The organism is Paenibacillus sp. D51F (genome assembly GCF_053345695.1).
This window is the reverse complement of record NZ_JBKFAO010000005.1, coordinates 42,840-55,782: the sequence shown is the minus strand read 5'-3', so window position 1 is coordinate 55,782 and position 12,943 is coordinate 42,840. Positions and strand designations below refer to the sequence as shown.

At 55.8% G+C, this 12,943-nt stretch carries 17 protein-coding genes; 12 read left to right on the top strand and 5 right to left on the bottom strand.

Annotation, left to right across the window (positions count from 1 at the left end):
- Nucleotides 1-514 precede the first annotated feature (514 nt).
- The 8 genes from ACLBWT_RS10995 (at nt 515) to ACLBWT_RS10960 (ending at nt 7,410) form a co-directional block, all read left to right on the top strand.
- Nucleotides 515-1,717 carry a ParM/StbA family protein gene (locus ACLBWT_RS10995; RefSeq protein WP_447663167.1) on the top strand — a complete coding sequence of 401 codons (1,203 nt, stop codon included), beginning with the start codon at nt 515-517 and terminating at the stop codon, nt 1,715-1,717.
- Nucleotides 1,718-1,745: 28 nt separating this feature from the next.
- The gene (locus ACLBWT_RS10990) at nt 1,746-2,237 is read left to right on the top strand and encodes a hypothetical protein (RefSeq protein ID WP_447663166.1); all 492 of its coding nucleotides are present in this window, start codon (nt 1,746-1,748) and stop codon (nt 2,235-2,237) included.
- A gap of 574 nt (nt 2,238-2,811) precedes the next feature.
- Nucleotides 2,812-3,252 carry a DUF1641 domain-containing protein gene (locus tag ACLBWT_RS10985; RefSeq protein WP_048747568.1) on the top strand — a complete coding sequence of 147 codons (441 nt, stop codon included), beginning with the start codon at nt 2,812-2,814 and terminating at the stop codon, nt 3,250-3,252.
- Between the two features lie 51 nt (nt 3,253-3,303).
- Nucleotides 3,304-4,482 (top strand): NAD(P)/FAD-dependent oxidoreductase, encoded by a 1,179-nt coding sequence (locus ACLBWT_RS10980; protein ID WP_048747571.1) that lies wholly within the window; start codon nt 3,304-3,306, stop codon nt 4,480-4,482.
- Nucleotides 4,483-4,743: 261 nt separating this feature from the next.
- Nucleotides 4,744-4,917: a CsbD family protein gene (locus ACLBWT_RS10975; protein WP_447663165.1), complete on the top strand. Its 174-nt coding sequence runs from the start codon at nt 4,744-4,746 to the stop codon at nt 4,915-4,917.
- Between the two features lie 347 nt (nt 4,918-5,264).
- Nucleotides 5,265-6,551 (top strand): MFS transporter, encoded by a 1,287-nt coding sequence (locus tag ACLBWT_RS10970; protein WP_447663164.1) that lies wholly within the window; start codon nt 5,265-5,267, stop codon nt 6,549-6,551.
- A 228-nt stretch (nt 6,552-6,779) separates the two neighbouring features.
- On the top strand, nt 6,780-7,007 hold the full coding sequence (locus ACLBWT_RS10965; protein WP_447663163.1) for a hypothetical protein: 228 nt from the start codon (nt 6,780-6,782) through the stop codon (nt 7,005-7,007).
- A gap of 25 nt (nt 7,008-7,032) precedes the next feature.
- On the top strand, nt 7,033-7,410 hold the full coding sequence (locus tag ACLBWT_RS10960; RefSeq protein WP_447663162.1) for a hypothetical protein: 378 nt from the start codon (nt 7,033-7,035) through the stop codon (nt 7,408-7,410).
- Between the two features lie 375 nt (nt 7,411-7,785).
- On the opposite strand, the gene ACLBWT_RS10955 is transcribed toward ACLBWT_RS10960, so the two are convergent.
- The 3 genes from ACLBWT_RS10955 to ACLBWT_RS10945 all read right to left on the bottom strand — a co-directional run bounded on the left by ACLBWT_RS10955 (nt 7,786) and on the right by ACLBWT_RS10945 (nt 8,473).
- Nucleotides 7,786-7,926, bottom strand: a complete 141-nt coding sequence (locus ACLBWT_RS10955) for a YjcZ family sporulation protein (protein WP_447663161.1) — start codon at nt 7,924-7,926, stop codon at nt 7,786-7,788.
- A 110-nt stretch (nt 7,927-8,036) separates the two neighbouring features.
- A complete protein-coding gene (locus ACLBWT_RS10950) occupies nt 8,037-8,168 on the bottom strand; it encodes a hypothetical protein (protein WP_447663160.1) in 132 nt (43 codons plus the stop codon).
- A gap of 179 nt (nt 8,169-8,347) precedes the next feature.
- The gene (locus ACLBWT_RS10945) at nt 8,348-8,473 is read right to left on the bottom strand and encodes a hypothetical protein (protein ID WP_447663159.1); all 126 of its coding nucleotides are present in this window, start codon (nt 8,471-8,473) and stop codon (nt 8,348-8,350) included.
- 75 nt (nt 8,474-8,548) lie between these two features.
- On the opposite strand from ACLBWT_RS10945, the gene ACLBWT_RS10940 reads away from it, so the two are divergent.
- Nucleotides 8,549-8,671, top strand: coding sequence for a hypothetical protein (locus ACLBWT_RS10940; protein ID WP_447663158.1), 123 nt, complete (start codon nt 8,549-8,551; stop codon nt 8,669-8,671).
- 18 nt (nt 8,672-8,689) lie between these two features.
- Here the strand turns inward: ACLBWT_RS10940 and ACLBWT_RS10935 are convergent, their stop codons facing one another.
- Nucleotides 8,690-8,830 carry a hypothetical protein gene (locus ACLBWT_RS10935; protein ID WP_021881002.1) on the bottom strand — a complete coding sequence of 47 codons (141 nt, stop codon included), beginning with the start codon at nt 8,828-8,830 and terminating at the stop codon, nt 8,690-8,692.
- Nucleotides 8,831-9,020: 190 nt separating this feature from the next.
- On the opposite strand from ACLBWT_RS10935, the gene ACLBWT_RS10930 reads away from it, so the two are divergent.
- On the top strand, nt 9,021-10,157 hold the full coding sequence (locus ACLBWT_RS10930) for a Leu/Phe/Val dehydrogenase (protein WP_447663157.1): 1,137 nt from the start codon (nt 9,021-9,023) through the stop codon (nt 10,155-10,157).
- 61 nt (nt 10,158-10,218) lie between these two features.
- Here the strand turns inward: ACLBWT_RS10930 and ACLBWT_RS10925 are convergent, their stop codons facing one another.
- On the bottom strand, nt 10,219-10,695 hold the full coding sequence (locus tag ACLBWT_RS10925; RefSeq protein WP_447663156.1) for an Lrp/AsnC family transcriptional regulator: 477 nt from the start codon (nt 10,693-10,695) through the stop codon (nt 10,219-10,221).
- Nucleotides 10,696-11,466: 771 nt separating this feature from the next.
- On the opposite strand from ACLBWT_RS10925, the gene ACLBWT_RS10920 reads away from it, so the two are divergent.
- Both ACLBWT_RS10920 and ACLBWT_RS10915 read left to right on the top strand, forming a co-directional pair.
- On the top strand, nt 11,467-12,153 hold the full coding sequence (locus ACLBWT_RS10920; protein WP_447663155.1) for a queuosine precursor transporter: 687 nt from the start codon (nt 11,467-11,469) through the stop codon (nt 12,151-12,153).
- 161 nt (nt 12,154-12,314) lie between these two features.
- Entirely contained in the window at nt 12,315-12,833 is a 519-nt protein-coding gene (locus tag ACLBWT_RS10915; protein ID WP_447663154.1) for a DinB family protein, read from the top strand.
- Nucleotides 12,834-12,943: the final 110 nt, after the last annotated feature.

Here is a 12,943-nt window from a genome sequence, read left to right as displayed (position 1 = left end):
GCTCTTCGCTTCCGGCGAAGCCGGATATTCCGTCCCAGGGCCATCGTTCCCCTTACTTCGACACAGCAGGTAGGTTATACTTGGTAAGCCTGGGATAAGGACGAGCTCCGAGCGTGCGACTGCCGGCCGGGATGGCGGAATTGGAGGACGGGAGCATGGAGAACGTTGCCGGTGTGCTGGTTGGCTTTCTTTACGTGCTTGTCCTTCTTGTTCTCATTTTGCGGGTCCGGTAGAGGGAGTAGGATATCTTTTACGGGGCAGCCTCCCGGAGGACGCAGGTGCAACAAAGGTAATTATTGGACGACGGAAGGAAATGCTCCACGACGCGTCGAACTATATTACTGGGTATCACCATCACGAGCCGCATTTGTTTTTGGCAATTCTTCGTAATTTTGATTTGGAGAATCAGCGTCAATCAGCCTCGAAGTGGCGGGAATCCTGCGTTTTTGGTGAAGGAATCATCCCATGCTAGCACAGCCTCCGCGGCATTGCGGAGAGCGAAGGAGGAGACAAGATGAAGGTACATTTTCAAGTAGGCAACGACAACGGCAACAGCGAGCATGACCTGTTCGTCGACGGCAAAATGATCCGCCAGCCGAACGTGTGCTGCCGGGTGGACAAGCTTCCATGGAGCGACGAGCTTCCGCCGGAAAGCTTCATCCGCAACCTGCAGGACCAGCTGATCGTCACCATCGATTCGCCCGCGGCTCGCCCCGGGATGTACTATATCGGCAAGTTCGCCTTGATGAGCGGCGAGCTGCTGGAGAACCTGCAGATCGGCATCGACAACAAGAGCGACATGGATCTGCCGATCATCAATACATTGGCACAGGTAGCGGCCGTAGCGGTTCAGCGTGCCTATGACGAAGCGAAGGGCGTTCCGACGGAGCCTGTAGAGGCGACGGTCGACATGGCTACGGCTCTGCCGGTCACTCAGCATACCGACGAGACGGCAGCCAAGTTCGAAGCGAAGTTCATGGAAGGGACCCATCGCGTTACCGTTCACCTGAACAAGGTTCGCGTTCCGGTATCCATCGACTTCGAATACGTCAAGGCGATTCCGGAAGCGACGCCGGTCGTGTTCGCCTTGCAGAAGGACCGCGAAGGCAACTGGCGCTCCGGCGATATCTTCCAGGAATTCGTGGACCGGTACGAGCTCGGAGAGAAGTTCACGGGGGCTTATTTCAAGGACAAGCGAGTCCTTCATACGGATATCGGCGACGGATCGACGGAATATCCGATTACCGAGGGCAACAAGTTCCTGCGCCAATTCGTGCACGGCAGCCATCATGGCGCCGGCTATGCGATCGAGGAAGCGCTGGACGACTTCAACCGCCTCGTGCATCTGCCGGACAGCCCGCGCCAGTTCTTCAGCGACGTCATCAAGAACCCGGCGCACAAGTACCATAGCCGGGCCATCCAGACGCTGCGCCGTCCGCTGGAAGGACAAGCCCGCCACATCGTGCAGAACATCCGCAAGCAGCTGACCAAGGCACGCAACGAGATCGACGTCATCTGCGTGTACGGCGGCGGCAGCGTCCTGATGAAGCCGATTCTGCAGCCGATGCTTGAGGAGCTGTGCGAGGAGCGCGAGATCAAGCTTCTGTACATACCGGCCGAGCATGCCGTCACGATGAATGCCGAGGGATTGGACGCCTTCGTGCGCGGCAAGATCTTCGAAGCGCTCAAGTCGAAAGGTCCTAAGCAGCCGGCATAGGCGAGAAGGGTACAGGGGGTGAAGCCGGGTGAAGAAGATCAAGCAGCCCGGAGAGAATATCAGCCTGAAAACGAAAAAGAACGAATCCCCCGATGTGATGGAATGGATCAACGGCCAGTCCAATCTGATGGATTCAATCCGTTATCTGGTTGAAAACGAGATCCGCGAGCATGGCGTGCGGAATCTGCAGCTGCTCATTCCGGCCGAGAGGGGAACCTTGGTCGCCGGAAGCGGAGCGGGCATTGGCACGGCGGCCGCGCTGGCGGTTGTTCCGGCGGCAGCCGAGGAAGCCGGCGCAGGTCGACGCGAGAGTGCGGCGGCGGCCGAAGCCGAAGCGCCCGTTGCCGGAGAGCTTCCGGCAACGGAGGCGGAAGAGCCGGCAACGGAGGCGGAGGAGCCGGCAGCCGTCGGCGAAGCACCGCAGCCGGAGCCGAGCCCGGCCGAGCAGGAGCCCGGCGCCGAGCAAGCCGCGGCGGCGGAAGACGATATCGACGACGACGATATCGACAGCTGGATGTAAGCAGGTCCCCGGGGCAGCTCCCATCAGCGGAGCGGTCCCGGGGATTTTTTTGCCCATAGGAATGATTTCCTTATGGACTGAAATCCGCAGATTCCATCCAATCCGGACCGTGCTCCGCGGATTGATCAGGCACAACGACCGGCCCTTGTTGGTAATTCAGACATGAGTAGGCAATATTGCGCCATAATAAGAGCGTACCCGTAATTTTCTTTTGCAGTTGCAGCCGTTAAGTTGTAAACTATCGGTAGAAGTTCCGTGCCGACCGCCTGGCCGACAACGATAAGGTAGTCTTTGACTCACTCGACGTTTTCTCGGTGCCCAGGCTGGAAGCGGCCGTTTTTTTGCGCAATAACATTTTTCAAGGCTTGGACTGATATGTGAATTTTGGTACAAACTCAGACTTGCCTGAGATCGTATTATTCCGCAACGAGGCTGCTCCCATTCGCTGTGCGCATGATGACAACGTCCCCGCCCTCGGCCGCGACCCTGCGGAAGTTGACAGCAGCGGACGCAAGGAATCGCGGACAACCGAGGGACGGAACCGCATTTCCAGAGCAAAGGAGGAAGTAATTCCATGTCCGAAAACCAACCAACTCAAGCGGTGGCGACTCAAGAGCCATCCGCGGCGGTACAGCAGCGCGATATCCTCGACCAGCTCATGAAGCCGGAAGTTCAGGAGTCCCTTACGGTACTTGTGGATAATCTTCCGAAGCTGGCCGAAATCGTCACGCTCATGACCAAATCCTACGATGTAGCCAAGTCGCTCGCGACGGACAAAGTGCTCATCAACGACTTCGGAGGCGGTCTCGGCGAGATGGTGAAGCCGATCGTCGACAAGACCAAGACAGTCGCTCAAGCGGCTATCGAAGCCGGCGACCAAGTCAGCCACGAGTCTTCCAGCGTAGGCCTCTTCGGCCTGCTGCGCATGCTTAAGGACCCGAACGTCCAGCGCACGCTGCGCTTCACGCAGGCATTCCTGGACAATCTCGGCGAAAAGCAGAAAAACCAAAACTAACCCGCGCACTCCCCGCGGGGAGGCTGCATAGAACGTGAACGGAGGATGAACATGGCGAAGCATATTCTTATCCTGGGCGGCGGCTACGGCGGCCTGCTGGCCGCTACGACGGCACGCACGCACTTTACGCCGCAGGAAGCCCAGATTACCGTTGTCAACCGGATCAACGCGCACCAAATCATCACCGAGCTGCACCGTCTTGCCGTCGGCAACCTGTCCGAAGGCAATGTGGCGCTTCCGCTGGACAAGCTGCTGCGCGGCAAAGACATCGACCTGAAAATCGGCGAAGTCGCAGAAATCAAGCCGGACGAGAAGCAAGTGAAGCTGTCTACCGGCACGACTCTTTCCTACGATGCGCTTGTTGTCGCACTGGGCAGCGAGACGGCATTCTTCGGCATTCCAGGCCTGCAGGAGCACAGCTTCACGCTGAAATCCGTTGCAGACGCGAACAAGCTGAAAGCCCATGTCGAAGCTTCCGTGGCGAAGTACAAGCAGTCCGGCAACAAAGCCGACCTGACCTTCGTCGTCGGCGGCGGCGGCCTGACGGGCATCGAGCTTGTGGGCGAATTCGCCGACATGCTGCCCGGCCTCGTGAAAAAACACGGCATCAGCTATGACGAAGTATCCCTGTACTGCGTCGAGGCAGCTCCTACGATCCTACCTGGCTTCCCGGCCGAGCTGGTCGAGCGTGCGACGACTTCCCTCGAGAAGCGCGGCGTCGTGTTCAAAACCGGCCTGCCGATCACGGAAATGAAAGGCACGACCGTTTCCTTGAAGGACGGCAGCACGATCGAATCGAGCACGGTCATCTGGACGGGCGGCGTGCAAGGCACGGCAGTCGTGGCCAACTCCGGCATCGAAGTCAACCGCGGCCGCGCCACGGTTACGGAAGGCCTGCAGTCCACCTCGCATCCGGATGTATTCATCGCCGGAGACAGCGCTGTAGTCATGGGTCCGGAAGGACGTCCGTTCCCTCCTACGGCTCAGCTGGCTTGGCAGATGGGCGAGCTCATCGGCGCCAACATCTATGCTTACTTCAACGGCCATCAGCTAGACTCGTTCTCCCCGGTCTTCTCCGGCACGCTCGGTTCGCTCGGCCGCAAGGACGCGATCGGCACGATCGGCGGCAACCAGACCCGCCTCAAAGGCTTGCCGGCAACGCTGATGAAGGAAGCTTCCAACATCCGCTACCTGTCGCATATCAACGGCCTGTTCTCCCTGGCTTACTGATCCGTGCGCATCCGGGGCCTACCCGGATAATGCCGCATGGAAGAACCGCATGGATGCCCTCCATGCGGTTCTTTTTCATTCCCGGGAAGGACGATGCCGAATGCATGCCCATCCCAATGTGAGGAATACCGGGATGCAGCGCCAAGTCGGGAGCTTGTTATCTTCCTTGCAGGCCGCCACGGATTTTTATCTCCGTTTAACCTGGGGTGATGGCGGGTAAAGAGCACTATAACCGCTACAACAGGAAAAGGAGCGATAACCATGGCAGACGGACTTAGCGATAAAGTGAAGGGCACAGTCAACAAGGTGAAAGGCGAAGCCAAGGACCAATGGGGCAACGCTACCGACAACCACAAGCTTCAAGCGGAAGGGAAGCTGGATAAAGCCAAAGGCGAAGTCCAGGAAAAGGTCGGAGAGTTCAAAGACCGGCATTGAAGATGAAGCGAGCAAAGATCCTTGCCTCCAAATGGAGCAGGGGTCTTTTTTTTGCATGCAGACAACCTTTCTCGCCTAAGATTATCTATTATGCTTGGAGTTTGGCGTGGGGTTGAGCTGGAATTCCAGGCCGGCTCATGCAGAGCATCCTGACTTCTTGAACGGATCCTAGGAGAAACAGCCGCTATTATGGACTTACCGTCGCTTGGGAGATCCGCAGGAGGAGCGGGCGCTCCGTCTGCGGGAGGAGGCGCAGTTCCATCTCACGCCGCTGGGAGACGACTCTGCCGGGTTCTATAATGAGGTCAATTGACAACTAAATTATGGAACCGAAAGGATGACCTGCCTTGAAGGACTTGATTCGCAACGGGGTGTTCATGCGCCTGTTTCTCGCTACAGTCTGCTCTCAGCTGGCTTCTACAATCGGAGCGATGGCGTTCGCCTTTTATATGCTCGATCGGTTTTCCTCCCAGCCCGCTTATGCTTCCATCGCTGAAATGCTCTACTCCGCGCCTACCGTCTTCGTTTTTCTGTTTATCGGAGTGCTCGCAGACCGCTTTGACCGCAAGAAGATCGCAGAGAATACCGGATGGATCCGCACCGGATTGTCGCTCTGCATGCTGGGGGCTTTGGCTGCTGGGGTGTGGCTGCCGATCATCTTCCTGATCCTATTCGTTCGGGCCGGTGTGACCAAGTTCTATGCCCCTGCCGAAACAGCGATGATTCAAGGCATTCTGAAGGAAGACCAGTACGTGAAGGCCTCGGGACTGAACCAATCCGTATTCGGAGTGTTCATGCTTTTCGGAACGGGTATAGGAGCCTTTGTGTACCATACCGTCGGCATTATGGGCGCGGTCATTATCGATACGGTCGGTTTCCTGCTTACGGCTCTCCTTGTCCGCTCGCTGAAGCTGCCCGTCGAGGTGACGCTGCCGAACGGCAAGCAGCCGCTCTCCTCCCTCAATATGAGATCGGTATGGAGTGATTTCAGCATCGGCTTCCGGTATATTTTCAGCCGCAAGCTTCTGATCGCTTTGATATCCGGCTTTGCATTGTTCGGATTGATCAACGGCTCCTTCGCGATCCTGCCCATGCTGACAATGAAATACCATCTGGCCCCGGACAACTATCAGCTGTATGCCTCGCTATTCTCCGTATTTCTCGGCATCGGCTTCCTGGCAGGGAGCGCGCTGGGCTCCATGCTGATCGATAAATTCAACATGCATCAAGTTCTCATCGCATGCGTCCTGACATCCGGTCTGATCGCCTTGGTTCTGGGCTTTGTATCTTCTCCTTGGATATACCTCACTCTAATTCTGGTGATGGGAATCATCCTTGCCCCGCTTAACATCGTCATCGGCGGCTGGCTGCCCAAGCTGGTGGAGCCTTCCAAGATGGGGCGCGTGAGCGCCTGGATCGATCCCATCATGATGGCCGGACAGACGCTGATGCTCGGCCTCATCGCTTGGCTGTACCCCTCGCATTTCACGCTGCTGGGGCTGTACCTGTTCATAGCTGTGCTGCTGCTGCTGACCTTCGTCATCTATATCTTCACGCTTCCCCGCTTTGTCCGCGAAGAAGAAGGGGCTGCCCGCAACGACAGGAAGGGGACGGCTGTTGAAACCGGGCTCTAATCTTCGGGAGGGAGAGGCATTTCGGCGGTTTAATGGCAAATGGCAGCTTGGAAGGCTCTTGAATCCGTTCGTTGAAGTCCAGGTAAGAGTTTAATGTTCGGAATATTCACAGTCTCTCCCTCTTTTTCCCCGCTATATTTGCCAAAAAAGCCTAAATGACCTTGTTTCCCCGTTCAATTTCTCCGATATCCGTTCGTTTGTGCGGTTTTTGTTGAATGATGACGTCTTATGCGCGGTTTTCTGCGATCTTCCCTTTGCCTGATCGCCATCATGACCGATTTGCTGAGATTTGCTGAGCAGCCTCATCGTCACCTCGTCGTCGGTTTTCATCCGGTTTGTTCGCTGCCGCCGTTTTCTTCCTTCGCCTCGACCGAATTGGTTTTCGTCGAGATCGGCCCGTTCCCTGCGACGGGTCTTTTTGTTTCGTCAAGTTCAAAATTCGATCCAAGGAATTAAAGTGTCTAAATTGAACATGTACTAAATGACGATAAAAGGCATTCGGCCTTTGAGGATAGGATTTTTAAATAGAATTGATTTATACACATTAAACTTTAAAACATGGAATATGGGTGCTTTGGACTTGGCTCTGGATGCAAGGATAGAGCGATGGATATGTCCGCTGATCGTTTGTCGTCTGGCCGCTGGAAGATTGGTGGAGTTTGGTCGTCTGGTCGATCTGGCGGGTGCATCCGTGGGACCAATGCATTCTCATGGTGATCAATCGCTGCTGTCCATGGACGATCCAATCCGGACGTGGGATGCAATCATTCGGGAGGGAGGGGCGACCAAGAGGGAAAAGTCTCTGGGAGAGGGATATGGGGAGCTGAAACCGATCGGAAAATCTCTCTTCAGTAATTAATGTTCGTATTTATCCGGTTCTCTCCCTCTTTTTGAAATCATATCGAGCCAATAAAGCCCAATTACGGTCGTTTTGCCGTTCATTCCTGCCGTTTTTCGTTTTTTTATGCGCTTTTTGTTGAAATGCCCCGATTTTCAGCCTGTATTATCCATATCGAATTTATACTTGCATTCAGAAGGCGGCTTTCATTTTTCGGATCGATGATTCCATCTATGTATCGGCGATTCGAAGCCATGCTTTATGGCCAGGGATTGAATCGATTAATTTCAGATTAATTTAAAAGTTTAAATGGTGCAATTTCCAACCCTTCCCGCATGGCGGAAAGGGTTGGTTTTGTTCCGCAGAACATTGATTGCTATGGGGGATAAGGGGCGACTAGCAAAGGAATGCGCGGCTGATGATGACCAGCAGGATGAAGAGAACCAGAATGGCGCCCATACTCGAGTAACCCCAGCCGCCGCCATAGCCGCAGCCTGCGCCTACGCCGCCAACTGCTCCGCCAACTCCGTAAGACATGTGCAAATCCCCCTTTGGTTTAAAAAGCTATTTTATGATTGTTGCCATCGTGATGTTTGAGCGGGAGGTACAATTATGCGCGAGCCCAGCTGCACCTTCCTCATGCTATGCTAATAGAGGAAAGCCCGGCTGATGATAACCAGCAGAATGAAGAGAACAAGGATGGCTCCTGTGTTCGTCCACACACCACCGTATCCGACTCCTCCGCAGCCTGCTCCTGCTTCGCCAACGCCGTAAGACATTTGTCAAATCCCCTTTCGCTTTAGATAACACATCATACGTGGGAGCGGACCGGGATGTTTGGGCAAGAAGGTCATTCGACGAGAAATGGGCATGCACGCCAATGAAACCTTCGGCGGCATTCATGAGACCATGGGCAGACGCCGGCTCGCGAGCGATCCGACGTCTGCCCAGGAATTGCTTAGTAGCAGAAAATGCTGCTGATGATGACCAGCAGAATGAAGAGAACCAGAATGATTCCGGTGTTGTTTACGCCATAGCGAGCGGCTTCAACTTTTACTTCCGCGCCTTCTACATATTCAGACATGTCAAAACTCCTTTGCAGTAGAATGATACATTGTATGAGCTGCGGCTGCATGCCGATTGGACGGGAAGGACAAATGTGCGCTTGGTTACGTTCGCGGTCGAATCCGGCTTCAAGCCGAATCAGATCGAGAAGAAAAAGCCTCCTGAAGGCAGCCTTCAGGAGGCTTTTGGTCTCTGGTTCCAGTTCAATTATGCGTGAAACCTGCCCAGGCCTAGACTAATACAGGAATGCGCGGCTGATGATAACCAGCAGGATGAAGAGAACCAGAATGGCGCCCGTGCTCGAGTAACCCCAGCCGCCGCCATAGCCGCAGCCTGCGCCTACGCCGCCAACTGCTCCGCCAACTCCGTAAGACATGTGTCAAATCCCCTTTCTTGTGGTATGCCACATCATACGGCGTGTGCACCCGTGATGTTTGGGCGGGAGGTGCAATTGTGCATATGCTGATTTAAGGGTGCTGCCCATGCGGTACAAGCCTCGACTGGGCATATCGGAAATGATCCTCGCATAGAAATGTAGTCCTTTCAGGGGCGAGGAGGAACAGCGCATGACTATTTTCCGGGAAATAATCGGCTGCGGCTTCGAGCAGATCGCCTTCTGCCACGATGCGGAGAGCGGTCTGAGAGCCATTGTCGCCATTCATAGCACGGCGGCAGGACCTTCCCTTGGCGGATGCCGGTACATGACATACGGTGATGAGGAAGACGCCCTGCAGGATGCGATGCGTCTCGCACGGGGCATGACGTATAAAAACGCCGCCTACAAGCTCCCTTACGGGGGAGGGAAGGCTGTCGTCTGGCGGGATCCCGCCGCGCGGTTGGAGAAGTCCGTCCCGGAAGCGTCATGGACGCAGCTGAGAGCAGGGAGAACCGGAACAGGAGAGCTGCCGGGCGAAGAGTACGGGAGGCGGCGGCTGTTCCAGTCCCTGGGACGGTTCATCGAAGGCTTGGGCGGCCGTTATATAACCGGACTTGACCTGGGCACCTGCATCCAGGACATGGACGCGATTCAAACTCAGACTTCCTATGTAACGGATACATCGGGAAGCATCATGGCGCAGGATGATTTTACGGCCGAGATGACGGCATACGGCGTTTATCAGGGAATGAAGGCTGCCGTCGGCCATCGTCTTGGCCTGCCGTCTCTCTATGATCTCAAGGTGCTCGTTCAGGGACTGGGTAAAGTAGGCTTCAGGCTGTGCCGGTATTTATATGAGGATGGGGCCAGGCTGATCGTCTCCGACCCCAATGATACCGCTGCATTGGAGGCGGTGAGATATTACGGGGCGAAGCGGGTGAAGCCGGAGAACGTGTACAAGACGAAATGCGATTTGTTTGCGCCTTGCGCGCTGGGCGGCATTCTGAACGATGTGACCATTCCCCAGCTGCGTTGTTCGATTGTCGCCGGCGCAGCCAACAATCAGCTGTCCATGGACCGTCACGGGGAATTGATCGAGGAGAGGGGAATTCTCTATGTCCCGGATTACATCCTGAATGCCGGCGGAATCATCATCACCGCTGGAGAACTGCAGGGGCTGGGGCGAGCGGAGCTTCAGGAAAGCGTAAAGGCCGTCGCTGAAACGGCAAAGGAGGTTTTCCATCTGGCGGAAAAATACGGCATACCTCCTTCCAAAGCGGCAAAGCGGTTGGCGGAACAAAATCTGGAACGGTTGAAAGAACGATGAGCAGAAGAAAGCCGGCTTGGACCGGGGATCCGGCAAGTCGGCTTGGCGGGGCATGACCCGTCTAGTATTTGTATTTCTTGATCAGGAGCTGGCTCTCGACGCCAGCGATGCCTGGCAGATTGTACAAGCGCTCCTGGAGAAAAGCTTCCATCTCCTGCATCGTGGCGAATACGGCGTGCATATGCAGCTTGCTCGGCCCGGTCATATGGTGAAGCGCGGTTACGGCAGGCTCGTCCGACAGCCGCCGCGCCACTTCGCTGAGACGATGAGGCTCGACTTCGACATGAAAAAAGGCAGATACGTTCATGCCGATCTTCTCGGGATTGACCAAGACAGTGAACCTCTCCAGGGTGCCGTTTTCGATCAAGGCATTGACCCGTGCTTGGACGCCGACCCTGGAGATGCCTACTTCCTTGCTGATGTCCGTATAGGACATCCGCGAGTTAATGCGGAGAAGCTCGATGATCCGGCGGTCCAGAGCATCCAGCTTGGTAGAGGGAATCGTATAGGAAGGCGGCCTGGGAGGTTGGGCGGACATTTCAATCGTCTCCTTTGGCAGGCTGATCATCGCTGGAACGGAAGTGCCTGGAATTTTTGCTAAAATCACTATATCGGGTTCAGATCCCCATTACAAGACTTTAATCCATTATATGGAATTTTCAAGGCGGCATTAACGGAGCTTCACCGCTCTACGGCGAACAGTATCAAATGCACCGCAGCGGATGGGAGCCCGAGGAGCTTGCGGCTCTCGGATAAGAGGTGACGGTCATGAAAGGGTTCCATGATACGTCCAACCCGGCATTTGTGAACGCCTACGGCAGGGATCACGAGCCGGTCGATGCGCTGATGGCCGTCAAGCGGATGGCATGAGCAGAATTGTCCCCGGCGCATGGAAAGGAGAAGGCCCGCGAGTGGGTCTTTTTTTGCGCAAAAATGGATTAAGAATCCAATCGGGAGAATCGGGGCGAAAGCGATGCGCTGCTGATTGTCACTCTTCAAGCGTTGGCGATCGAACTGCTCGGCACCGTTCTCGTCTTTTGCATATCTCCGCGGGGCAGGAATCAAACGGGCTTTCTTCACTTCTTGCGGCAGACGGAGTGAAGCCAGGCTGAGAGCGGTCGTTCACGACCGTTGGACCCTCTGAGGCGGCAATGGATTCCAAGTCAAGACACGGAAGCCGCTTTATGCTATGCTGATACAGGTTTTTCGGAGGAGGACGCGCCGGGAGCTCCAAGCTTCAGGCCGCATCCATTTGCCGCACGCGGTTCGTAACCATCCCGCGCCACCAAAACTAGGGGGTATTATTTTCATGTTCAATTTCACCTGGGGCGTGTTCTTCGTCCTGGTCAACTTCGCGCTGTTCCTGGCGTGCTATCGTTTCTTCGGCAAAAAAGGCCTCTATGCCTGGATCGGCTTCGCGACGGTTGTGGCGAATATCCAGGTGACGGAGACGATCTCCATGTTCGGCATCGTCATGACGCTCGGCAACACGATCTACGCGTCGCTCTACATGACGACGGACTTGATCAACGAGCGCTACGGCGGCAAGGAGGCCCGTCAGGCGGTATGGTTCGGCTTCTTCATTCTCATCGCCACAACGATCCTCATGCAGATGGTGCTCAAGTTTCATCCGGCGGAGACCGATTTCGCCCATGAATCGCTGTCGACCATCTTCGGCCTGATGCCGCGTCTTGCACTGGCCAGCCTGAGCGCTTACTTCATCAGCCAGTTCCTGGACGTACGCGTCTTCTCGGTGCTGAAACGGCGCTTCGGCGGACGCAACCAGTTTTGGATCCGCATCAACGGAAGCACGATCTTGAGCCAGTTCGTGGACTCGCTCGTCTTCTGCACGATCGCGTTTGCGGGAGTCAGCGGCTACACATGGAATATCTGGATCCAGATCTTCCTGACCACGTACGTGATGAAGTTCGTCATCTCCATCGCTTCGACGCCGGTTCTCTATCTGGCGCGGACGTTCCGGTTCAAGGACGAATAAAGCCGCTCGGCGGCAAACGCAGCAGCCCGGCCCGCTTGAATGCGGCCGGGCTGCTGCGTTTTAGAAGGGCTGGATTCGCTGCGGAAGCGGATGAATTCGGAAGGGAAAGCAACTTTGGATGTCGAATTCATTCCTTCCAAGACAAGGAGGGGTGGACAGCCATGCAGGAGAGACCGCAGGACCAAGAAGTGCCCGATTATGAGAAGCCTTATGTCGGGGCCGTTCCCGATGGAGACTTGCTCGCCATTCTGAAAGAGCAGCAAGCCGACATGCTGGGCTTGCTGGATTCGCTTGCGGAGGAACAGCTGGAATTCCGCTATGCGCCGGGCAAATGGAGCATCCGCCAAGTCATCGGCCATGTGGCCGACAACGAACGGATTCTAGCCTACCGGCTGCTGCGTTTCGCACGCGGCGATGCCACGGAGCTGCCGGGCTACGACGAGAATCTCCTGGTCGCCGAGGGGCCGTTCACTAGCTGGACGAGGGCTCAGACTTCGGCCGACTATTCCGCCGTACGGCAGGCGACATTGACGCTGCTGAGCGGTCTGCGGCCCGAAGATTGGCAGCGCGAAGGCATGGCCAACGGCTTGAAGCATTCGGTGCTGCTGCTGGCCTGCGTCATTGCCGGGCACGAGAAGCATCATCTTAATATTCTTCGGGAACGTTATTTAAAGGAATGAGAACGGGAGAGAGCCGGGGACAGGGGTCCCCGGCTCTCTTTTGCGCGGATTTCATTCTAACCGTCTCCAAAAGCCATGCTCCGATCTCCTTGCGATGCCGGCAGAAAAAG